Raw genomic sequence first — 22,921 nt, forward strand, 5'->3', positions numbered from 1 at the left:
TGTCGGAAAGCATAAGTGTGTATACAAGACAGATACCATGAACGAAATCTTTATAAAGCGGATTCCGTGCATTCTTATGTCACTATTTCCTGCCCTATGGGGGATGTTGAGCCTTCTTAACAATACAGCTGATTTTTCTGGAACCGCCGAAAATGCCGTCAGGCCCCTTTTAGCTATGACAGACACCTATGGGATTCCCGGTCAGACATGGCGTGCAATTACTGTGAGTTGGGCACCCTATGCAGGTCTTGCGGTAATCACAGCGATAGAAACATTGGCGGGCGTGTTCGCCACTATCGGTTTTGCAAAAATGCTGATCAACCTTTGTGGCAGTTATACGAAATTTTCGGCAGGTAAAAACTGGACAATACTCGGCGCGTGCTGCGCTGTCGCTGTTTGGGGCATTGGCTTCATGGTTGTCGCCGGTGATTGGTTTATGGCCTGGCAAGCGAAAGAAAATCCCCTGAACACACAGTTGGGCGCCCTCATCTATGCGCTTCCATCGATGATGTGCCTCGTTATCCTGCTCTGCCACAAGGAAAGTGAAACCCTGCAAACGTCAGATCATACACTACCCTAAACGAAAACGGCGGCTATTACGCCGCCGTTCCTCATTCAATTACGGTAGGATCAAAGAAATTTCAGCGCGCTGCGGCCTGCATAGCGTGCCTGCTTGCCCAGTTCTTCCTCGATACGGATAAGCTGGTTGTACTTGGCTGTACGATCGGAACGAGCCAGCGAACCGGTCTTGATCTGACCGCAATTGGTGGCAACGGCGAGGTCGGCAATCATCGAATCCTCGGTTTCACCCGAACGGTGGGACATGACAGCGGTATAACCAGCCTTGTGAGCCGTTTCGACAGCGTCGAGTGTCTCCGACAGCGATCCGATCTGGTTGACCTTGACGAGGATCGAGTTGGCGACACCCATGCGGATACCATCACGCAGGCGGGACGAGTTGGTGACAAACAGATCGTCGCCGACAAGCTGGCACTTGTTGCCGATCAGGTCGGTCAGATATTTCCAGCCTTCCCAATCGTCTTCGGCCATACCGTCTTCGATGGTGACGATGGGATAGTCGCTGGCAAGCTTGGCAAGATACTTGGCCTGCGCCTTGGGATCGCGCGTCTTGCGTTCGCCTTCATAGACATAGTTGCCGTCCTTGAAGAATTCGGTCGCCGCGCAGTCGAGGCCGAGGGCGATATCTTCACCCGGCTTGAAACCGGCTTTCTCAATCGATTCCATGATGAAATCGAGCGCAGCCTGGGCATTCTTCAGGTTCGGCGCGAAACCGCCTTCATCGCCGACATTGGTATTGTGACCGGCATCCTTGAGGCGCTTTTTCAACGTATGGAAAACTTCCGAACCGTAGCGAACAGCTTCACGAACGGATGAGGCACCGACCGGCAGAATCATGAATTCCTGGAAATCGATCGGATTGTCGGCATGTGCGCCGCCATTGATGATGTTCATCATCGGGACCGGCAGAACATGAGCGTTTGCGCCACCAACATAGCGATAGAGCGGAAGGCCGGCCGCCTGGGCTGCGGCCTTGGCAACGGCAAGCGAAACGCCCAGAATTGCATTGGCGCCGAGATTGCCCTTGTTGGCAGAGCCGTCGAGGTCAATCATCGTCTGGTCGATAAGCAGTTGGCTTTCCGCATCCATGCCTGCAATAGCGTCAAAAATCTTGCCATTGACCGCTTCAACAGCCTTTTCCACGCCCTTGCCGAGATAGCGGCTGCCGCCGTCGCGCAACTCTACAGCTTCATGTGCGCCAGTCGATGCGCCGGACGGAACGGCAGCGCGTCCGAAAGAGCCATCTTCAAGCACCACGTCCACTTCGACGGTCGGGTTGCCGCGGCTGTCGAGAATTTCGCGGCCGACGATGTCGATGATTGCAGTCATAGGAACCAGTCCTTCCCTATAGATTGCCCCGCCCTATAAGCGAGGCGCTTAACAAATCCGATGCGGCCATTTCTTAGCGCATAATCCTGAAACTTTGCAGAAAAGATTATGCACCGAGCCAGTTTTTAGGCCTTAGCGAAACAAAAGGCGGAGGAACATCCCCCCGCCTTTTCAATTTCCCCGAGAACTGTTTAAAGCCCTTTGGCGATACGGTCGAAAGCCATGAGCTTTTCCAGAAGGGCGGGCATCTTGTCGACCGGAACCATGTTCGGGCCGTCGGATGGTGCGTTATCCGGGTCCTGATGCGTTTCGATGAACAGCCCGGCAACACCCACGGCTACCGCCGCACGTGCGAGTGTTTCCACGAACTCACGCTGTCCGCCTGTCGAGCCGCCCTGCCCGCCCGGCTGCTGTACCGAGTGAGTCGCATCGAAAACAACAGGCGAACCAAGACCCGCCATGATCGGCAAGGAACGCATATCGGAAACGAGCGTATTATAACCAAAGGAAACACCGCGTTCGGTCGCAAGCACATTCGGATTGCCGCTTTCCGTGATCTTGGACAGAACATTCTTCATGTCCCACGGTGCGAGAAACTGCCCCTTCTTGACATTCACGACACGTCCCGTCTTTGCGGCAGCGATCAGCAAATCGGTCTGTCGGCAGAGGAATGCCGGGATTTGCAGGACATCGACCACAGGCGCGACTTCGGCACATTGCTCTTCGGTATGGATATCCGTCAGCACCGGAAAACCGAACGCCTTCTTGAGATCGGTAAAAACTTCCATCGCCTTTTCGAGGCCGATTCCGCGCGCAGCCTTGAGGGAGGTGCGGTTAGCCTTGTCGAAACTGGACTTGTAGACCAGACCAATGCCGAGCTTATCGGTCATTTCCTTGAGACGGCCTGCCATATCGAAAGCGTGTTCACGCGTTTCCATCTGGCACGGCCCTGCGATCAGGGCAAATGGCGCGCTGTTTGAAAAAGTAACGTTTCCGACTTTTACGGATGAATTGGCCGTCGCCATAACATGAACCTCAATGCTGAATGCCCGTTAGCATCTTATCTGGCGTAAAGATGGCTCGAAAACAAGACTATTGCCTGCAAGACGAAACGAAAACGCGCCCCGAAAGGCGCGTCAGAGTTCTAAAGCATTTCCAGCAAAAGTGCGAAGCGCCTCTGCGGGGAAATCAGTCCACCGGATTGATTTCTGATCCCGCTTCGATGCGTCGGATAATGCGGCCAATAAGATAGAGCGGTTCCACGATTCCGTTCTAACCGGAGCCGCTCTATACTAGGCGGCTCTGCTCGATCGCCGCCTCGATGAAGGAAGCGAAAAGCGGATGCGGTTCAAATGGTCGGGATTTCAGTTCTGGATGGTATTGGACACCGATGAACCAGGGATGGTCAGGGTACTCAATCGTTTCCGGCAGAACACCATCCGGCGACATGCCTGCAAAGTTCAATCCGGCTGTCTCAAGGCGATCCTTGTAGTCGATATTGACTTCATAGCGATGGCGGTGGCGCTCTGAAATATCCGTCGATCCATAAATCTCGGCGATTTTCGACCCTGGCTTCAATGCGGCCTCATATGCGCCAAGGCGCATCGTGCCGCCAAGATCGCCAGCCGCCGCCCGCTTCTCAAGCATATTGCCCTTCAGCCACTCGGTCATGAGGCCGACAACCGGCTCCTTAGTTGGCCCGAATTCGGTCGAAGACGCGTTTTCGATGCCGACCAGATTGCGGGCAGCTTCAATACAGGCCATCTGCATGCCGAAGCAGATACCGAAATAAGGAACCTTGCGTTCGCGCGCAAATTTTGCAGCGAGAATCTTGCCCTCGGCACCGCGTTCGCCAAAGCCGCCCGGGACGAGAATACCGTGCACCTTTTCCAGATAGGGAGCAGGATCTTCGCTTTCGAAGACTTCCGCCTCGATCCAGTCGAGATTAACCTTCACCTTGTTGGCAAGGCCGCCATGATAAAGCGCCTCGATCAGCGACTTATAGGCATCCTTGAGGCCGGTATATTTGCCGACAATGGCAATGGTCACTTCGCCTTCCGGATTGTGAAGACGGTTGGAAACCTCTTCCCAACGATCCATGCGCGGCTTGGGAGCCGGATCGATACCGAATGCCGACAGAACTTCCGAATCGAGGCCTTCCTTATGGTAGGCAATCGGAACATCGTAGATCGTGGCCACGTCGAGCGCCTGAATGACCGCGCTTTCACGCACATTGCAGAACAGCGACAGTTTGCGGCGTTCCGATTCAGGAATCTCGCGATCAGCACGCACCAGCAGAATATCCGGGGCAATGCCTATGGAACGCAGTTCCTTGACCGAATGCTGGGTCGGCTTGGTCTTCAATTCGCCAGCAGCCGGAATATAGGGCATCAGGGTCAGGTGGATGTAGACAGCCGTACCGCGCGGCAATTCATTGCCAAGCTGGCGGATGGCTTCCAGGAACGGCATGGCCTCGATATCGCCAACGGTGCCGCCGATTTCGCAAAGAACGAAATCATAATCTTCATTTCCTTCGAGGACGAAGTTCTTGATCTCGTCGGTCACATGCGGAATGACCTGAACCGTCGCACCGAGATAATCGCCGCGGCGTTCCTTTTCGATGATGTTGCGGTAGATGCGACCGGTGGTGATATTGTCCTGCTGGTTGGCAGGCCGACCGGTGAACCGCTCGTAATGGCCCAGATCCAGATCGGTTTCGGCACCATCGTCAGTGACGAACACCTCACCATGCTGGTAAGGCGACATCGTGCCGGGATCGACATTCAGATAAGGGTCGAGTTTACGGATACGCACGCGATAACCGCGTGCCTGAAGGAGTGCAGCCAGTGCTGCGGCAGCTATGCCTTTTCCAAGGGAAGAAACCACGCCGCCAGTGATGAATACATATCGCGCCATGGGCTTATCTCGTTAGACTTTCCTGATTGATTCCGCCACAAAAAAATGCACCCTGCGGTGTTTTTTCCACCGAAGCCAGGCGGTAATCGTCGTTGCACAAAGAAAAACCGGAGCCGAAAACCCCGGAGCGAATACGTCTGTTCTCTCTAGCGCCCCTCTCTGCATAAAGCCATGTCGAAGCGCGAAATCCACAGTTTCCACCGGCAGAACAGCGATTGAGGCAAAAGAAAAGGCCGGGCCCGCGAGCCCGGCCATATTCCCATAGTCATTTGCGGATCAGAGAACAACCACTTCGGTGCCCAGACCCACGCGCTCATAAAGATCCATCACATCCTCATTGATCATGCGGAAGCAGCCATTGGAAGCGGAGCTGCCGATGGTCCATGGCTGCACCGTGCCATGAATGCGAATGTAGGTGTCCTTGTTGCCCTGAAAGAGATACATGGCGCGCGAACCAAGCGGATTGCCCGGACCGCCATCCATGCCGTTCTTGAAACGGCCGTAATGAGCCGGATCGCGCTCGATCATTTCCTTGGTCGGAATCCAGCGCGGCCATTCGCGCTTGGCGCTGATCGTCGCCTTGCCCTGGAATTCCAGACCCTGCTTGCCAACAGCGATGCCATAGCGGCGAGCCGTGGTTGAGGTTTCCACCAGATAGAGAAAACGCTGTTTTGGATCGATCACGATGGTGCCGGGCTTGTAGCCGGTAAAAGCCACTTCCTGCGCCCGGAACTTCGGATCGATACTGTACTTGTTGGCTTTCACCGCATTGCCGCCCTTGGCAGCCTTCTTCTTTTTCGGCTTCTCGGGATTGGCCTTGGTTTCGCTTGAAAGAGCAACCTGCTGAACGGACGCGGCAGCTTCGTTGAGCTGCGCTTCAGCACTTACCGGCGAAGCTGCAAATGCCGGGGCGGTCGCCCCAATGCAGAGACTTGCAATACCTGCCATCAGAATACGGCGTGAAAACATGTTCGGTTCCCGAAAATTCAAGCACAAGGGAGAAACATCTGCGCATCGATGCGATCAGACTTTCGCTCTCCTTACTGCAAAGCCCTCCGGTTCTCAATTCGCTGCCATCATTCTGCAATGCGATTCGCGGCAGCCTATTGCCTGCTTGCAACACTTTGCGGTGCGATGGTTAACAAAAAGAAAACCGGCCTCGGGGGCCGGTTTCGCATTGCGTTCATTCTAGCTCGTATTCTTACTGCGAGCTTGGAACCGGATTGGCTGGCGTTTCTGGAACAGCCGGCGCCTGCGGCTGGGCAGCGTCGGGCTGCGTTGCCGGTGCCGTAGCGCCGGGAGTCGCCGGTGCGGTCTGATTGGCGTCAGGGTGCGAAGACTCACCACCCAGCTGATTGAGGATACCGCCGCCATTGCCGCCTGCCGGAGCCGTCTGGCTGCCAGTCGCCGCCGGGATACGATTGAGAATGTCGGTCGGCTTTTCGCCGTAACGCGCCATGATGCCGAGGATAAGCGACGTCGCGAAGAAACCGATCGCAAGAATGGCTGTCGTGCGGGTCAGCGCGTTTGCTGCGCCGCGAGCCGTCATGAACCCCGAACCACCGCCAATGCCAAGGCCGCCGCCTTCCGAACGCTGGATAAGCACAACGCCGACAAGCGCCAGCACGATCAACAAATGAATGACAATGATTACGGTCTGCATGGGTTACGGTCTTTATATCCCTAAAACTAGAGCGGCTCTTTACACGCTATTGTCCGATAATCCAAGCCCCGAGACCAAGATAGACAGACGCGATGTGCCGGTTACAAATTACGATAGGTTTCGCATATGGCGAGAAAGTCGGTTGCCTTCAAGCTCGCACCACCGACAAGCGCGCCATCGACATCGGCAACGCCGAGCAATTCCATCGCATTCGAAGGTTTGACCGAACCGCCGTAAAGCAGGCGCAGATGAGCACCTTTCGCGCCGAAACGCTCAATCAGCTGCTCACGCATGAAGGCATGCGCGGCGCGCACATCCTGCACGGTCGGCGTCAGCCCCGTGCCGATTGCCCAGACCGGTTCATAGGCGATGACCGTATTCCCGGCATCCACGCCGTCCGGCAATGAGCCGACAAGCTGCTTGCCGATCACGTCCAGCGTGCGCTCGGCCTTGCGTTCATCGGCAGTCTCGCCGACGCAGACAATCGCGGTCAATCCGGCAGCCCAGGCGGCTTCCGTCTTGGCGCGAACGATCTCATTGCTTTCGTGATGATCGGTCCTGCGCTCGGAATGACCGATGATGACATGCGTAGCGCCAGCTTCCTTGAGCATTTCGGCGGAAATGTCGCCCGTATGCGCACCGGACGCCTTAAAGTGCGCGTCCTGACCGCCGAGGCCAACCGTTTCGCCTTCGAGCGTTTCGGCCGCGCGAGAAAGAAGCGTCGCCGGCACGCAGATCACAGCGTCGAGCTTGCGACCGAGATCGGAGCTCAGGCCGGCAGCAATCGCGCGCAATTCGGTCAGGGATTCTCCCGTGCCATTCATCTTCCAGTTGCCAGCAACCAGCGGACGGATTCCCGGAGTCATTTCATTCTCCTCGCCTGTTCAAAACAGCTGACGCCACCGCCTCTTGAAAGCAGACCAGCGCCAAAATTTGCCACTGACTAAGCGTATTCGTGCCGCAATGCAAATGTTCTTGCGTGCCATCATGCAATGAGACCTTGCATATGGGGCTTGCTTGAGGTTATCCCCTGACTGGCTCTATCTATAAAAGCCGAGCTTCGATTTGTTCTTGAAGGGTTTCCAATGCTCGACAGCCTGCGTTCCGCCGCTCAATCCTGGGTCGCCAAGCTTCTGCTTGGCCTGCTTGTACTGAGCTTTGCGATCTGGGGCATCTCCGATGTCTTTCGCGGCGGCCTGACGGGCAACGCGGCGATGACGGCCGGCGATTCCGAAGTAAGCGCCACCGATTATCGTTTCGCCTATGAGCAACAGATGATGCGTCTGTCGCAGCAGTTTCGCCAGCGTCTGACGCGCGAACAGGCGCAGGCGCTCGGCGTCGAAAACCAGGTGCTCGCCCAACTCGCCGCCGGCGTGGTTCTGGATGAAGGCGCGCGGACCATGCATCTGGGCCTTTCCAAGGACGGCATTGCGCGGCTGACCGGCGAAGATCCCGCCTTCCACGATGCAAGCGGCAATTTCAATCGCGCGCAGTTCGATGCCGTGCTTCGCCAGTCCGGCATCCGCGCACAGGATTACCTCGATAATCGTGCAAAAGTCGCCCGCCGCCAGCAGATTGTGGAAGCGGCAACCGACGGCATCAAGCTCCCGGATGCGGCGTTGAAGGCGCTCGCCCTTTATCAGGGCGAAACCCGCAGCGTTGATTATGTGACCATTCAGGCCGAAAAAGCCGACGCCATCCCCGCCCCGTCCGACGATGCGCTCAAGACCTATTTTGACGCGCACAAGGACGAATACAAGGCACCGGAATACCGGAAGATAAGCTATGTGAAGCTGGAACCGGCGGATATTGCCGATCCATCCGCAGTCACGCAGGATGAAATCAACGAATATTACGAAAAGAACAAGGACCGTTTCAGCACGGTCGAAAAGCGCACCATCGAACAATTGAGCTTTGCCGACGACGCTGCTGCTGAAGCTGCCCGGAAGAAAATCGCCGCAGGAACAAGCTTTGTCGATATCGGCAAGGAACAGGGCAAAACGGAAGACGATCTCAAACTCGGCACATTCGACAAGTCGGCCATTCCCGATCAGGCCGTTGCCGATGCAGCTTTTGCACTGGCGGAAAATGGCGTGAGCCCGGTCATCAAGGGCAGCTTTGGCCCCGTTATCCTGCGCGTGACGCAGATTGAACCGGCTCATGTGAAGCCGCTGGCTGATGTTGAAGGCGAAATTCGCACCACACTTGCAAACAATATCGCGGCAAGCAGCATTAGCGGCATTCATGATTCCTATGAGCAGGAACGCTCTGACGGTGCTTCCATGGCCGACGTGGCAAAAAAGCTGAGCCTCAAGGCGGTCACGGTGGAAGCGGTTGATGCGGAGGGCAACGATCCTTCCGGCAATCCGGTTCAGCTGCCAAACTCCGAAGCATTGCTTTCCGCTGTCTTCCAGGCTGATCAGGGATTTGACAACGACGCCCTTACCATGGGCAATATCGGCTATCTCTGGTATCAGGTTGATGGCGTGACGCCAGCACGGGAGCGCACACTGGGCGAAGTAAAGGACAAGGTTGTCGCGGCGTGGAAAGGCGAAGAAGCTGTCAAGCGTCTCAACCAGCGTGTGGAGGAACTGAAGAAGCGTCTCGACGATGGCGCGACGCTTGATACGATCGCTGCCGAACTGGGCGTTGACAAGCAGACCAAGCGTGGTGTCATCCGCACGACCAACGATGCCGATATCGGAACCGCAGCGGCAGCGCAGATTTTCCGGGGAGCCAACGGGTTCACGGGCAGCGCGGCTGCGCCTTCGAACGATGCCCAGATCCTGTTCAAGGTTGTTGAAGTAACCGAACCCGCGGCAGCCGGTCCGGAAGCCATTCCGGAACAGCAGCAGAAATATCTGGCGACAACGCTTTCGGATGATGTTCTCGAGCAGCTCGTCGGCGAATTGCAGAAGCAGTACCCTGTGAAGATAAATCAGGCCGTCATCAACAACGCTTTGGCGTTTTAAGGACGGTGGGCATCCAGAATGGCTGATCTAAAACCCTATATCGCGAAAGCCGCATCGGGCGAGCCGCTTTCGCTCGAGGACTCCAAGGCTGCCTTCGACATCATGATGTCGGGACAGGCAACCCCGTCGCAGATCGGCGGACTGTTGATGGCATTGCGCGTGCGGGGTGAAACCGTGCCGGAAATCGCTGGTGCTGTCGCATCCATGCGCTCGCGGATGCTGGCAGTTTCGGCGCCGGCCAACGCAATCGATATTGTGGGAACCGGCGGCGATCAGTCCAGCTCCTATAATGTTTCAAGCTGTTCGGCATTTGTTGTCGCGGGTGCTGGCGTCCCTGTTGCCAAGCATGGCAACCGCGCCCTCTCCTCCCGTTCCGGCGCAGCCGATGCGCTGGCCGCCCTCGGCATCAACATCGAAGCCGGCGCAAACACGATTGGCCGCAGCATCACCGAAGCCGGTCTCGGTTTCATGTTTGCGCCGATGCACCATTCCGCCATGCGTCATGTCGGCCCTTCCCGCGTGGAACTTGGAACACGCACCATCTTCAATCTGCTTGGCCCCCTTTCCAATCCTGCCAGCGTCAAGCGTCAACTCGTTGGCGTATTTGCGCCGCAATGGCTTGTACCGCTGGCCGAAGTACTCAGGGAACTGGGCTCCGAAGCGGCCTGGGTCGTCTATGGCGACGGGCTGGACGAAATGACGACCGCCGGCACGACACAGGTTGCCGCGCTTGAGAATGGTCATATCCGCACATTCGAAATCTCACCGGAAGAGGTTGGTCTGCGCCGTTGCGACCCGGCAGAACTGAAGGGCGGCGAGGCTTCGTTGAATGCCAAGGCTCTGCTGGGTGTGCTTGAAGGCGAGAAAAATGCCTATCGAGATATTGTCCTGCTCAATTCAGGCGCGGCACTCGTCATTGCCGGCAAGGCGAAAGACCTGACGGAAGGCATCGCACTTGCCGCAAAGTCTATCGACGACGGTGCTGCACTTGCTGTCTTGCAGAAGGTGATTGCCGTTTCGAACGACGAATCCGCCTGACGGAAAGGATCAGCCATGTCCACCGACATTCTGCGCAAGATCGAAGCTTACAAGCGCGAAGAGATCACCGCAGCCAAGGCCGAGCGCACCGTCGCCGATCTCAAGGCACGTGCACAAGACCAGGAAGCGCCGCGCGGTTTTCTGAAGGCGCTGGAAGCAAAACGCGCAGCCAATGAATTTGCATTGATTGCCGAGATCAAGAAGGCGAGCCCATCGAAAGGCCTCATCCGCCCTGATTTCGATCCGCCTGCACTTGCAAAAGCCTATGAGGCCGGCGGTGCAGCATGTCTCTCCGTTCTGACCGACACACCGTCTTTTCAGGGAGCACCGGAATTTCTGACAACAGCGCGCAATGCATGCAGTCTCCCGGCCCTGCGCAAGGATTTTCTGTTCGATACATACCAAGTGCATGAGGCCCGCAGCTGGGGCGCGGACTGCATCCTGATCATTCTTGCAAGCGTTGATGACGATCTGGCGAAGGCGCTGGAAGAAACAGCATTCGAACTCGGCATGGATGCGCTCATCGAGGTGCACGACGAAACCGAGATGGAGCGCGCGCTGAAGCTTTCATCCCGCCTGTTCGGCGTCAACAACCGCAATTTGCGCACATTCGAGGTTGATCTCGCCGTTTCGGAGCGTCTGTCAAAAATGGCTCCGTCCGATCGTGTTCTGGTTGGTGAAAGCGGCATCTTCACCCACGAGGACTGCCTGCGTCTGGAAAAGTCCGGAATCGGCACCTTCCTCATCGGGGAAAGCCTGATGCGCCAGACAGATGTCGCGGCGGCTACCCGTGCGCTCCTGACCGGCAAGGCCTGACCGATGACGTCCAAGCTCACCCATATCGACCAGACCGGTGCCGCCAATATGGTGGATGTCGGGGCCAAGGATGAAACCGAACGCCAGGCCATGGCCGAAGGATCGGTCAGAATGAAGCCGGAAACACTGGCGCTCATTCTGGAAGGCAACGCCGCGAAGGGTGATGTCATTGGCGCTGCGCGCCTGGCGGGTATCATGGCGGCAAAAAAGACCGCCGATCTTATCCCCCTTTGCCACCCGCTCATGCTCACCAAAGTCGCAGTCGAAATCGAGCCCGATCAGACACTGCCCGGTTTGCGCGTGCGCGCACTCGCCAAGCTCAAAGGACGCACCGGCGTGGAAATGGAGGCCCTTACCGCCGTTTCCGTCACATGTCTCACCATCTACGACATGGCCAAAGCCGTCGATAAACATATGGAGATCGGCGGCATCCGCGTGACAGAAAAGAGCGGCGGCAAATCGGGTGACTGGAAAGCATAAAGCACTGAACTTTGCTCTGGATCAATTCGTCCGGACAGGCTTTATGTTCTAAGCGGGTCAACAATTCAGTTCGAGAGGAAACGCAATGTCCCTTCTCCCGGTCGATGAAGCACTGGCCCGCATCCTGAAATCCGCAGAGCCGCACGGCAACGAACAAGTTGCTTTGTCGGATGCGGGTGGGCGTGTCGTTGCAACGCCTCTCGTAGCGCATTTCCTGCAACCGCCCTTTGACGGTTCGGCAATGGATGGTTATGCCCTGATTGCACCGGCGAATATTTCTTATCCCGTTCAATTCGAGATTATCGGCGAATCGGCCGCAGGCAACCGTTTCGAAGGCGAACTGGGGGTCGGTCAGGCGGTCCGTATTTTTACCGGCGCGCCCCTGCCCAAAGGCACCAACACAATCGTCATTCAGGAACATACGGAACGATCGGGCAACCAGCTGACTGTTCAGGCGGGCATAGAACCCGGGCGCCATATACGCCGCGCAGGCCTCGATTTTTCGCCCGGCAATGTGGTTATTCCACGGGGGCGCACGCTGGATGCTGCGGCCCTGTCGCTGGCGGCGGCCAGCGGAAACGCCAAAATCGACGTGTTCCGGAGGCCAAAAGTGGCGATTATCGCGACGGGCGATGAGCTTGTTGCACCGGGCGAAACGCCTGGAAAGGACCAGATTGTTGCATCTAACAGTGTTGGAATTGCCGAAATCGTGAGGCGAGCAGGCGGACAACCGCAAGATCGGGGAATCATCCCGGATAATCCGGTTACGATCGAACAGGCAATAGCCGACACTCTGCAAAGCGGCATCGACATTCTGGTGACAATTGGCGGCGCTTCCGTCGGGGACCGCGATTTTGTGCACGGCGCGCTTCAAAAACTGAGCGTCGATCTCGATTTCTGGAAGATCGCCATGCGGCCGGGCAAACCCCTGATGTACGGACGCACCCGTGTGAATGGCAAGACCGTGCACATTATCGGCCTGCCGGGTAATCCTGTTTCGAGCCTGGTCTGTAGTCTCGTCTTTCTGCGTCCGCTTGTCGCCAAACTTGCCGGAACTGACCTCGCTGCCGATATCCGCCCGGCAAAGCTTGGCACAGTCCTGCCTGCAAACGATCATCGCCGCGATTATATTCGGGCTACGATCGAATCAACCCCAAACGGCACCTTGATCGCAAAGCCGTTTCCGATGCAGGATTCGTCCATGCTTTCGGCGCTCGTGGGCTCGAAAGCACTTCTCATCAGGGAAGAAAATGCACCGGCCGCCGCGATCGGCGATGATTGTCGTGTTTTGATGCTTTGAAGCGAACACGGCCAGTCTCGTGCGGATGCGTATTGATGATCCCTGTGTAGTAGATTTTCATCTCATTTCGTGTTCAACAGGGAGAGAAACTTATCTCTCGGACCGTCAAATGCAATTCTCCCTTCTTCCAGGAATATCACACGGTCCACAAGATGAAGCATATTGCTTCGCCCAGTAAAAAGCACCAGTGTGGAAGCGCTGCTCAGCTTTTCCTCCAATATGGAACAAAACTGCTTCTCTACATTCGATCCCACAAACGCCGTCGGTTCATCGAGAAAAAAGAACTTTTTATCGGACACAGCCAATCGGCACATTTCCAGCATCTGCATCTTGTCGACAGACACGCCCGCTACGGCACTCACTGGTGCATAGACACCGCCTGTAAAAACCTGAGGTAGCCATCTCATGAATGGTAAGGAGAGTGCCGTTTTCAGCCGCTCCTCATCAATCGACCCGAAATATTCGAAAAGTGTATCATAGTAGAAAAAATTCTTCTGAGGGAAATAATAGGTCTCCTCCCTTAGCGCAGAAAAGCGCGGATAATCTGAACTATTGAACGAAATTCTGCCAGTGGTTGGCTCCATCAGTCCCAGAAGAAGGCGCGAGATCGTTGTCTTGCCGCTCCCTCCAGCTCCAACAATCGCCACCTTCTCACCAGCCCCAATATCAAAATTGATATCATCAAGAACCTTTCGTCCTGATTTTTCTTCAAACGAGAACCCAAGACCGCGAACACTCCAACCATTCTTGTTTTGCTGGTCATTCATATGGATAGGCGTCTTGGTGTTACCGTCTGCGAGGACGCCATTGATATGTTGAAGCGATTCTTTCATGCTTCTAAATAAAGGCAAAAAGGAAGAAAGCGACGAAATGAGCTGACTTATCTTGCCTGACAAAATAATCGTCGCGAACAGTGCGCCAGGTGCGAGCTCCCCATATTGTAACAGGTAATAGGCCAGAACAACGATCACCACGGTCTGTGACGAAGACAGAAAGGAAAGCGTTGAGCTCATGGACACGCGCTGTGCGAGTTTCTTTTCCTCTATTATATTATTCTTCTCGCTACCGTTCAGGTAGATAGAGACAAATGCATCGTCCATTCCATTGGCTTTATAATCGTCGACAAACGGAATGGGCAATGTGGCACCGTGTTGCGACTGGCCCCCCACATCTATCCTCGATTTATAGTCGTAATATAGTATTGCGACTATCTGGATAAGCGCCATTACAATGACGCCGATGACGAGATATTGGGCAATTATCGCTATAACGAGGAAATACAGCAGACAGAAAATCACATCCACATACTGTGATGAGATCAATATCCACAACGCACCTTTGAGTTTTGCCAGGTTTGCGATGGCTAAAGTGCGCGCGCCGCCCCAAAAATTACGCTCATTCGAAATGATCGAAATAAGTCGACGAATATAATTGGGCTCGAAGAACACTGAAAAATCGCGGATCAGTTTGTAAACAACAAGCTCCTTTTTCTTCTTAAGATATATCTCCAGAAGAAAGAAAGCCACTAGAAGTACGGACAATGTCCAAAGAGACGCTTCGGCGGAAGCCGGTATAACACGCCCATATATCGCGTTCATGTAGAGCGGCATTCCCAGAGCGAGAATATTCAACGCAAATGCAATGAAGAAGAACGTAAATAGACCGGTTCGTCTTTTGGTCCAAAGACGGATCAGTCGTGTCGGCGTCAGCGTGTCGGTATCGCCAGAGGGAATGAACTTGAAGACCAGAGCTTTCTGGTTATCTGCCGCGTCAGAGCGACTCGACCATTCTCCCGCCTGGTAAACGAGGCAACTTTCATGATCGTCCTGGGTTCTATCGCGACTAAGGCGGATAAAGTAACCGCCCATGGTAATGCCTATGAAATTCAATATCTCATCAAAGCGTTCATCGTCTGGATAGAGTTCAAACACCCTCCCCATAAACGATGTCGGCAGCCTCATATCAAAAAACTGTGCCAGTCCATTTGCTGCCGAAATCAATGTAAGACAGCCCTGATCGTGCTGTACGTTCATGGAGAGACCGTACCTTTAACTATACTGAATCATTTGAGGAAAACGGTAACGCGCCCGGTTAACACCGGGCGCGCCAACAGCCAATTAAGCGGCCAGAGTAGGGGCTTGATGATCGACCGTAAATGTATGGCCATTCTGCCTGTCGGTGTAAACGTCGTTCCCTTCTGAATGAGCAAGCTCCCACGTATTCGTGTCATAGGTCATGTGGAGGCGACCACCATCACCCGAATTGAGCTTCATCGTGACGTTATCTTCCGCGTTATGATCAAAAAAATGATCTAAATTGAAGGTGATCGAATCGTGCTGCGAGGCGCTGAGATCAATCGTCGTTATATGTGTAACGTTCGTCAGCCCGCCCAAGTCAAGAGCGGCGTCGCCTCCGGCTTTCAGTTGCAGGGTATTGTTGCCGTCGCCACCATCGATAGTTATTCCAGATATATCGGAGACATGTGTAAAGTTGATGATATCGTCCCCATTTGACGTTACAATAAAGTTAATATCGCCATGTATGGTATCATGCGCGGAGCCTTTCGCAATATCTGTAGTATGATTTCCAGTATATCCACTAAGATCTACCGTCATATCTGTACCAAGGCCACTATAATCAAGATGAAGTTTACTGTTATTGCTGATATTAATATTGTCGGCAGAATGCGAGGCCCCGGTGAAATAATAATCACCACCACCGGATAGATTATAGGTCATATTGAAATTGCCAGATGTGGTGATCATCGTATTACCACCAACATTGTGCGTGGAATCAAACTCTTGAATATGCGTGATAGTATCGGTTCCAATGAGGTGCCCGGAATCGTCATACTTGCCGATGCTTCCGTTACTGAAATCCGCATGAACATAGCCCATCGTTGCCTTGTAGATGTTACCGGTACCTCCGTTACCGTCGATATTATCGTTACCGCCGCTTTCATAGAAAATATCGGACATACCAGTATGACCAGTGATTGAATCGTCACCGTTAGAGCCCGCAACAGCATTAATATTTGTCAGCTTATCAGCAGCTCGACTATCTCCAAAAGTAACGTTGCCTGTATCCAGATTTATGGTTAGACTGGTGTCATTGCTTGAATAGTAATGGGAATAATCCACAAAACTATAAGAAGCCAGAGTAATTCCCGCACCACCATCAATATGATTTCCGCCACCCACAACATAGAAAGTATTATAATTGCTGGCAACAACATGCGCTTGTACGGCAACGTCGATCCCGCTGTGACCGGCACCCCAATCAACAGTTTGTGGATTTGCGCCTGATAATATCAGCTTGTTGAAGTTGTTTGCGGTGAATGAGCCATTGCTGCCGTATCCGCCGGTGAAGCTGAATTTTCCATCCTGTGCATTTGTGATTGTTACCTGAAACGCATTGCTTGTTGTATCGTTATACTTGAACGTATTATTTCCAGCACCGCCGTCATAAGTCGAACCGGTTGTTTTCCACGTCGAGCTCAGAATGAAAGAATCGTTTCCAGTACCGCCCGTGATGTTAACATTGGACATATTGGCACCAATGTTGAAAGTGTCGCCATGGTTCGTTCCATAGACGGTACCAAAATAGCCCGTTTTGATTGTATCGGTATTGCTTCCCTTAACGACCGTTCCACCATTGCTGTTTAGGTTGAACGTAGCCGCCACGGTTATCCCACGATAGTCAATAATATCTCCGTGGCCACCGGTAACAATGTAGGTGTTATTACTGGAATTCGCAGCCAATATGGTTGCGCTTCTTCCAGCGCTGATGTCGAATGTGGTGTTTACCCCGTCCTTCGATATATAGCTGTTTCCAGTGCCTGCATTGCCGATGATATAGTCGATTCCCCGATAATCATCGCTTCCGCCACTACCATTCAGCAGTGCTTTGTTCTGCGAGAGATCAATCTGGATCTTACCGGTCGTTTCGCTGTAATCGACTCTATTATTGACACCGGTGCCATCAATATAAATCTGATTATGTGTTCCGCTCGAAATTTTGAATATATTATTAGATCCATTGCCCGTAATTTCAAACGTGTTGGTTTTGGAGTTTGCTCCCACTGTAAAGGTATTTGATGATCCATCACCATTTATCTTAACATTGGTGTTCCCGGAATCTTTTCCGACCGTCACTCCATTACCATTACTCACACCATCAAAAGTAAAAGTATTATCCCCTGAATTGCTGAGGACATTTATAATATTGCTATTTCCACCTTTATCAAAGTTTACATTGTTAGCCCCACCACCATCAATTGTAATTACATTACTTGTAGCGACACCTGTAATATGAATATCATTACCAGTACTCCCCTTTCCTATCTGTATATTATTCTGCTTCCCATCACCATAAATTGTAACATCGTTAACACTTGATCCGTCGGCAATAGTAATTTTATTTCCGTTATTAATACCGCCATTACCCATCGCGACGGTATTGTTCACGCCACCGCCATTGACGGTGATACTGTTATTATTCGCCCCACCCTCAACAGTGATATTATTATCATGACTGTCACTACCCAAGGTGATTGTATTACTGTTGCCGTCCCCATTGATCGCAATCGTATTATCGAGTGCTCCATTCTTTCCGGTTATGGTATTATTGTTTCCGCCTCCTGTTAACGTAACAACATTAACCGCCCCTGAGCCGATCTTGATTGTGTTTCCATTAGACGTACCATTTATGATGGTTGTATTATTAGATCCATCCCCCATATAAATATGATTATTGGATTCAAAAGCAGTTATATTTAGATCAAATTTATAGCCGTCAGCGTTGTAAGTTCCATTACCACTCGTTGTACCGATAATACTGCTGATATGGCCACTATAAATAACGTCCGATGCGCCAGATCCATTCTGTATCACCCCAGCGATCAAATCCGCATAGAACCGATCATAGGAAAAAGCAGAGTAATCCAGCGTTGTATTGGTTACATCATCAAGATAGAGATGCGTATAGGAATTACCGCCGTGATATGTAATAGAACCACCGTTTCCGGAGTAAATTTCGCTATAGGATGCCCCCAGGAAAGAAATATCCGTATGCCCTTGTCCTGCGTGTACGGTACCTCTACCACCCTGTGAAATGATCGTGTCGTTTCCGCTTGCGGAACCGTAGTAGTCCAAAAGACTGTTATTCACATTCGCGGTATTGACCTGTCCGCCAGCATGGATCGTTACGACCGTATCCGTAGCTGTATACGTATTGTTACCTTGCCCGCCATACAGCACATTCGTTCCACCATTTACCACGAAACGAGTTTGCCCATCTGTACCAATCAAAATGTTTGAATAACCGGTGCGCCCCACCAAGGAACCACCCCCGGCCGAGCCTATGACACGATAAATATTGGTCAGATCGTCCTGACCGTACTGGTACTTCGTTGCAACGCCACTATTGAGATCGACATCAACCCGCGTTGACAATCCTGAATAATCCATCGTGGAATTGCCAGTTCCGCCGTCGATTTTGTCGTTGCCGTTCCCAGCCTTGATGAGATTATCACCCGCAACGCCATAGATAATATCGTCGCCATCGCCACAGATAATCAGATCGTTATGGGCACTTCCATAGACGGTATGAATATTATTTAATTGATCTTGCCCGAAATTTCCCTTGGAATCCGTCCAACCATTCTTGCTTGTTATGTTTTTGGATAGGTCAACTTCCACACCGTCGAAATCGATACCGATATCCGATGCAATATCTATATGATCGAATTTCTGTCCACCGATATTTCGGTAATCAACAGTGTTACTTCCGCTCCCCCCATCAAAAACATTATTACCACCATAGCCGATAAATGTATCATTACCATCGCCACCATGGAAGATATGATTGCCGCCGTTCGTGACAAACGTATCATCGAACTTCGTTCCATAAATTTCCTGAACATTATTGATCACCTGCGAAGATCCAGTAGAAGAAATCTTTGCAGAATCCGTATCGTCAATTCCAAGCGCGGTCAGGGTGTCTCTGTTGTTGGCCTGAAAATCAACGGTAATGCCGCGGTCATAATCACTATAGTCAACAATATTATGTCCATCGCCACCGTCATAAACGTCCTGGCCATGTCCCGCGATGATCTTGTCATTTCCATCCCCCCCCCCTGATAATCACTGGCGTAGGCGTGGTACCCAGCTGAACGTTCCCGTCAGGATCATAAGTGGACGTCGGATTCGGCACGATCTGAAAGCCGTAATCATGCGAACTGTCACCATTCGCGGTCGGCGGTGAAAACTCTACATGAACCTGAAACTGCTCCGTTGCATCCGTTGAGTAGACAATGCCAAATTCGTTTTTGGCAAGCCCCAAGCTTTGCCCTTCAGGAGAATCCCAGGTAACGATATGATAATTGCTGCTCTGGCTAGCCTTGACGCTTGTGATCTCGGTCGCGTTGTCCATCCGCATGATTCTGGTCAAGGTATGCTCGTTATCCGAACTCCCACGGATACGCGCGTCAATTGTCCAGTCTCCGTCATCAACATTGATGGTGCGGGCACCGTACTGGTTATCGTAAGAAGGATTTGTGCGCGATCCTCCACCCACAACTATGGTATGATCTGCGTCGTTAGTAAGCGTATCGAGCTGCAACTGATTTAAGGGTGGAAAAACTTTCTGTCCCGGATCGGCGGGGTTCGGATTGGGAACCGGTGGAGGCGTAGGAATGTCCGGCTGGGAATGGCTTGCGCCGCCGCTAGAGCTGGCGAATTGAATCGGCGGCGGAGCCGGACGGATATCAATAAGATCCATGTGCGTTTCTGGATCATCTGTCGAATTCGAATGCGAGCTCGAAGCATCATCGTCCTGCATTGACGCACCAAGAGCGTCATGCACCGGCACCTTCTCGACAATCGTTTTAACGATCACCTTTTCATGTGTCTGCTGATCCTGCTGCGAGGCATTCTGCGCATTGCCATCATGTTCAGAAAGATGAACATCAACCTTGCTATAGTTAGCGATCGCCTTTTCAATCAACTGCTTTGACGTCAGATGCTGACCGTCGGAAAATGTCAGACTAAATGTGTCGTCGGCCAAACCGGCAAACTGAGCCGCAAAAGGAAGTTTATAAACGTCACCGGATGCTGTTTTGAAGACAAAATCCTGCCCCTCAATCGAAACAGCGGATCCCTGCAGAGAGAAAGGAAGCTGATTATCCTGAAGGGTCTTTATAAGAATGATATGATCTTTTGAATCGTTCGTTTTTATTACTTCCTAATATATATAGAAGCCAGACGATAGAAATTTCAAACAGACGGCCACATAAAATAAATTTTATGCGTATTATACATAATCAATTCGATATTTGAAATGATATTTTCATTACCATGCGACCTTCATCAAATATGCATCAATTATATTTTTTCCAATACAATTTAAATTACTTATGGCTCAGATAAAGCGTGGTGGGCGCCGCGCAGTAACGGTTTAAAGAAATATTCCGAGATCGTTCTTTTACCGATCAAAAAATAGGCGCTGATTGCCATTCCGGGATAGAGTTTTTCTTTGATGTCATTTTGGTCGATAGATATTTCGACCTGATAGTAACGTGCCCCTCTTTCCTCAGAGAACGAGTCAGCACTGATAAGTATCACTTTTCCTCTAAGGGAGTTTTCCGATGCACGTTCAAAACCATTGATCTCCACCTTGACTGGCATATCCACCCAGATTTTGTCTCTGTCCTTCGTATCGAGCTTGACCGAAGCAACGACAGGAACATCCTTTGGGGTGATTTCCAGTATCTCGCCACCAGGTGGGATAACGCTTCCTTCATGGGATTTTGTAAGCTTTTGTATCTTACCTCGAACTGGGCTCAATATTTGCTCTTGCTGCTTTCGAGCATGCGCACCAGACAACTTAGCTTGTGCCTCGGAAAGTTGATCCTGTACCTTAAGCAACTCATTCTGCTTTTCGCTAATATGATTTTTCTTGATTTTCTCGGTATCAAGCTTGGCCTTCTCAGCTTGGTCGCGCAATATATTTGTCTTGGAAATGGCGTTGTTCAGATCATTGAGTGTCTTTTGCGCCTCAGAACGACGAGTCAAAAGTGTTCCTTGGGCTGCGGCGCCCATTTTTACCAACCCCTCAACCATCTTGACCTGCTTATGGTCATAAACAAGCTGTTGCCGCAACCCATCAATCAGCGTTTCATTCGCACCGATTTCCGAGCGCCGCTCATCTTCCACTGACTGACTAACCTTGAGCTCGTCTTCGTAGTTCTTCTTATTAGCCTGATAAACAGCATATTCCTGATGATAGGCTGCATAATCTTCAGAACCCGTATCACCGCTGAAAACAAAATCCTTACCCTCTATTTCCGCACCTATACGTTCGATTCTCATCTGTAACGTCGAGACAAGCATCTTGTTTTTGCTGTATTCTTCTGAAACATAACTATTATCAATGATTGCTAACGGTTGACCTTTCTCAACCTCCTGCCCCTCCCTGACAAACAACTTATCGACGCGGCCACCGATCGGGTGCTCCACCACGATGTTCTTATCCTTTATTTGAAGGTAGCCGTGGGCCTGGATCGAAATATCGACCTTCATTGTAAAGAACGCGATGAAGAGGGCCGCTAGGGCCACAGTCAAGAATATCTGTGACCCGTTACCCTTCTTACTACCGGTTTTGAACGGCGCATTCGCCTTGGCACGGAACAAACCGCGCTTTAACCACATTGTCGATGTCATCAGAAGGAGCCGCGTTTCGGATGTCAACCTTGGTCAGATCAATGCCCTGTGCCTTGAAGATCGCCATCAATTGATAATAGAGACTGGTTTGCTGAACGAGTTGGCTGCTGGAACTTTTTCCTCCAGCATCATGTACAAAGACACCGACGGCATAGGTTCCGCTTTTGCCTTTATAATTGTTCAGCCACGAAACCACCTGCGTCTTGTCGCTATCGAGGTAGCTTTCCTGCTGAGAGCTAAACTTGATCTGCAAATCGCCCGGCTTATTATTATATAAATCCTTGTACGCCTGCAGGAACATCAGATTCTGAGAGCCAGCTGCGGCAGTAACGTTCGTTTTATCACCAGAGGATGCGGAATCTCTGGTCTGGTTGCCTGCAGCGTTCGCTTGCGCAACATCGCCGGCAGCATGCTTCTGCACGATCGAATCTCCAGCCTCCGCAGCATTGTCAGAATTATGCGTTTCCACTGAAACGCTGCCTGCTGCACTGCTTGCAGCGGCTTTCCGATCAGACGCAGCTGCATCAGCCACTACCGCGCCGGCTGCGGCAGCCTGAATTTTGCTGCCAGCGGCAAGCTTCTCCTTGTCGGTGCGACCCGCATTCTTCGCATTTGATTGTAGCGTAGAGTTCTCTATCGACTTAGTCGCATCTGCGTTCTGATCGGATGCTACTTGAGCGGAGACCGAACCCGCAGCAGTAGATCGGTCAGTTTTATCGGTTGATTGCTTCTCGATACCGCCATGATCCGATTGGCCTGTGCTGTTAGCGATACCGGATGGCGCCGCGGCGACATGTGTTGACCTATCGGCAGTAGCGTCCTGATCCGAAGAGGCTTTAGTAGTGTCTATCTGCCCGGCGGCCGCGTTCTGATCGAGCGCGTTACCGGCGGCAGAAATCTGTTGGGGATCGCTCCCCGAGGCAGCGCCGCCTTTTTTATCAAGATCCGCGTTCGAAATAATGACAGAAAACATACAGTTCATCAATATATAGACGAGCAACAACACCGTCATCATATCGACGTAAGCAGGCCAGATATGATTCTTCTGTGACATAATATACCTTACATGAATTCAATAGATTTAATGGTATCACCATAAAGATTATAT

Annotated in this window: 17 protein-coding genes; 6 read left to right on the top strand and 11 right to left on the bottom strand. The window is 52.2% G+C overall.

The annotated features are described in order from the left end of the window. On the top strand, window positions 1-580 hold a 580-nt coding region (locus AVM02_RS12235), incomplete at its 5' end, for a DUF2165 family protein (RefSeq protein ID WP_411507221.1). 50 nt (window positions 581-630) lie between these two features. Here AVM02_RS12235 and eno read toward each other — a convergent pair. The 6 genes from eno to tpiA form a co-directional block, all read right to left on the bottom strand. Continuing rightward, window positions 631-1,908 (bottom strand): phosphopyruvate hydratase, encoded by a 1,278-nt coding sequence (gene eno / locus AVM02_RS12240; protein WP_411507222.1) that lies wholly within the window; start codon window positions 1,906-1,908, stop codon window positions 631-633. A 191-nt stretch (window positions 1,909-2,099) separates the two neighbouring features. Beyond that, window positions 2,100-2,933, bottom strand: coding sequence for a 3-deoxy-8-phosphooctulonate synthase (gene kdsA, locus AVM02_RS12245; RefSeq protein ID WP_411507223.1), 834 nt, complete (start codon window positions 2,931-2,933; stop codon window positions 2,100-2,102). Window positions 2,934-3,195: 262 nt separating this feature from the next. After that, window positions 3,196-4,824 (bottom strand): CTP synthase, encoded by a 1,629-nt coding sequence (locus AVM02_RS12250; RefSeq protein WP_411507224.1) that lies wholly within the window; start codon window positions 4,822-4,824, stop codon window positions 3,196-3,198. Window positions 4,825-5,100: 276 nt separating this feature from the next. Continuing rightward, on the bottom strand, window positions 5,101-5,793 hold the full coding sequence (locus AVM02_RS12255) for a L,D-transpeptidase (protein WP_411507225.1): 693 nt from the start codon (window positions 5,791-5,793) through the stop codon (window positions 5,101-5,103). A gap of 232 nt (window positions 5,794-6,025) precedes the next feature. Then, window positions 6,026-6,487, bottom strand: a complete 462-nt coding sequence (gene secG, locus AVM02_RS12260; RefSeq protein ID WP_411507226.1) for a preprotein translocase subunit SecG — start codon at window positions 6,485-6,487, stop codon at window positions 6,026-6,028. 101 nt (window positions 6,488-6,588) lie between these two features. Further along, window positions 6,589-7,353: a triose-phosphate isomerase gene (tpiA, locus tag AVM02_RS12265; RefSeq protein WP_411507227.1), complete on the bottom strand. Its 765-nt coding sequence runs from the start codon at window positions 7,351-7,353 to the stop codon at window positions 6,589-6,591. A 219-nt stretch (window positions 7,354-7,572) separates the two neighbouring features. On the opposite strand from tpiA, the gene AVM02_RS12270 reads away from it, so the two are divergent. From AVM02_RS12270 to glp, 5 genes are all read left to right on the top strand, one after another. Further along, complete coding sequence (locus tag AVM02_RS12270) at window positions 7,573-9,459, top strand: peptidyl-prolyl cis-trans isomerase (protein ID WP_411507228.1); 1,887 nt, start codon at window positions 7,573-7,575, stop codon at window positions 9,457-9,459. Between the two features lie 18 nt (window positions 9,460-9,477). Continuing rightward, window positions 9,478-10,497 (top strand): anthranilate phosphoribosyltransferase, encoded by a 1,020-nt coding sequence (trpD, locus tag AVM02_RS12275; protein ID WP_411507229.1) that lies wholly within the window; start codon window positions 9,478-9,480, stop codon window positions 10,495-10,497. Window positions 10,498-10,512: 15 nt separating this feature from the next. Continuing rightward, window positions 10,513-11,313, top strand: coding sequence for an indole-3-glycerol phosphate synthase TrpC (gene trpC / locus AVM02_RS12280; protein ID WP_411507230.1), 801 nt, complete (start codon window positions 10,513-10,515; stop codon window positions 11,311-11,313). Window positions 11,314-11,316: 3 nt separating this feature from the next. Continuing rightward, a complete protein-coding gene (moaC, locus tag AVM02_RS12285; RefSeq protein WP_411507231.1) occupies window positions 11,317-11,793 on the top strand; it encodes a cyclic pyranopterin monophosphate synthase MoaC in 477 nt (158 codons plus the stop codon). An 85-nt stretch (window positions 11,794-11,878) separates the two neighbouring features. Then, entirely contained in the window at window positions 11,879-13,093 is a 1,215-nt protein-coding gene (gene glp, locus AVM02_RS12290) for a gephyrin-like molybdotransferase Glp (protein WP_411507232.1), read from the top strand. 62 nt (window positions 13,094-13,155) lie between these two features. Here glp and AVM02_RS12295 read toward each other — a convergent pair whose 3' ends face one another. The 5 genes from AVM02_RS12295 to AVM02_RS12315 form a co-directional block, all read right to left on the bottom strand. After that, window positions 13,156-15,126 carry an ATP-binding cassette domain-containing protein gene (locus tag AVM02_RS12295; RefSeq protein ID WP_411507233.1) on the bottom strand — a complete coding sequence of 657 codons (1,971 nt, stop codon included), beginning with the start codon at window positions 15,124-15,126 and terminating at the stop codon, window positions 13,156-13,158. Between the two features lie 84 nt (window positions 15,127-15,210). Further along, entirely contained in the window at window positions 15,211-19,026 is a 3,816-nt protein-coding gene (locus tag AVM02_RS12300) for a beta strand repeat-containing protein (RefSeq protein ID WP_411507234.1), read from the bottom strand. Between the two features lie 184 nt (window positions 19,027-19,210). After that, window positions 19,211-20,158 carry a hypothetical protein gene (locus tag AVM02_RS12305; protein WP_411507235.1) on the bottom strand — a complete coding sequence of 316 codons (948 nt, stop codon included), beginning with the start codon at window positions 20,156-20,158 and terminating at the stop codon, window positions 19,211-19,213. A 347-nt stretch (window positions 20,159-20,505) separates the two neighbouring features. Next, on the bottom strand, window positions 20,506-21,813 hold the full coding sequence (locus AVM02_RS12310; RefSeq protein ID WP_411507236.1) for an HlyD family type I secretion periplasmic adaptor subunit: 1,308 nt from the start codon (window positions 21,811-21,813) through the stop codon (window positions 20,506-20,508). Continuing rightward, window positions 21,743-22,867, bottom strand: coding sequence for a hypothetical protein (locus AVM02_RS12315; protein WP_411507237.1), 1,125 nt, complete (start codon window positions 22,865-22,867; stop codon window positions 21,743-21,745). The genes AVM02_RS12310 and AVM02_RS12315 overlap by 71 nt, the downstream gene beginning before the upstream one ends. Window positions 22,868-22,921: the final 54 nt, after the last annotated feature.

Source organism: Brucella anthropi (genome assembly GCF_046630315.1).
Lineage (GTDB): Bacteria > Pseudomonadota > Alphaproteobacteria > Rhizobiales > Rhizobiaceae > Brucella > Brucella anthropi_A.

What these genes read in the sequence shown, in the direction of transcription:
- eno (WP_411507222.1), bottom strand. Translation starts at nt 1,908, where the DNA reads ATGACTGCAATCATCGACATCGTCGGCCGCGAAATTCTCGACAGCCGC.
- kdsA (WP_411507223.1), bottom strand. Translation starts at nt 2,933, where the DNA reads ATGGCGACGGCCAATTCATCCGTAAAAGTCGGAAACGTTACTTTTTCA.
- AVM02_RS12250 (WP_411507224.1), bottom strand. Translation starts at nt 4,824, where the DNA reads ATGGCGCGATATGTATTCATCACTGGCGGCGTGGTTTCTTCCCTTGGA.
- AVM02_RS12255 (WP_411507225.1), bottom strand. Translation starts at nt 5,793, where the DNA reads ATGTTTTCACGCCGTATTCTGATGGCAGGTATTGCAAGTCTCTGCATT.
- secG (WP_411507226.1), bottom strand. Translation starts at nt 6,487, where the DNA reads ATGCAGACCGTAATCATTGTCATTCATTTGTTGATCGTGCTGGCGCTT.
- tpiA (WP_411507227.1), bottom strand. Translation starts at nt 7,353, where the DNA reads ATGACTCCGGGAATCCGTCCGCTGGTTGCTGGCAACTGGAAGATGAAT.
- AVM02_RS12270 (WP_411507228.1), top strand. Translation starts at nt 7,573, where the DNA reads ATGCTCGACAGCCTGCGTTCCGCCGCTCAATCCTGGGTCGCCAAGCTT.
- trpD (WP_411507229.1), top strand. Translation starts at nt 9,478, where the DNA reads ATGGCTGATCTAAAACCCTATATCGCGAAAGCCGCATCGGGCGAGCCG.
- trpC (WP_411507230.1), top strand. Translation starts at nt 10,513, where the DNA reads ATGTCCACCGACATTCTGCGCAAGATCGAAGCTTACAAGCGCGAAGAG.
- moaC (WP_411507231.1), top strand. Translation starts at nt 11,317, where the DNA reads ATGACGTCCAAGCTCACCCATATCGACCAGACCGGTGCCGCCAATATG.
- glp (WP_411507232.1), top strand. Translation starts at nt 11,879, where the DNA reads ATGTCCCTTCTCCCGGTCGATGAAGCACTGGCCCGCATCCTGAAATCC.
- AVM02_RS12295 (WP_411507233.1), bottom strand. Translation starts at nt 15,126, where the DNA reads ATGAACGTACAGCACGATCAGGGCTGTCTTACATTGATTTCGGCAGCA.
- AVM02_RS12310 (WP_411507236.1), bottom strand. Translation starts at nt 21,813, where the DNA reads ATGACATCGACAATGTGGTTAAAGCGCGGTTTGTTCCGTGCCAAGGCG.
- AVM02_RS12315 (WP_411507237.1), bottom strand. Translation starts at nt 22,867, where the DNA reads ATGTCACAGAAGAATCATATCTGGCCTGCTTACGTCGATATGATGACG.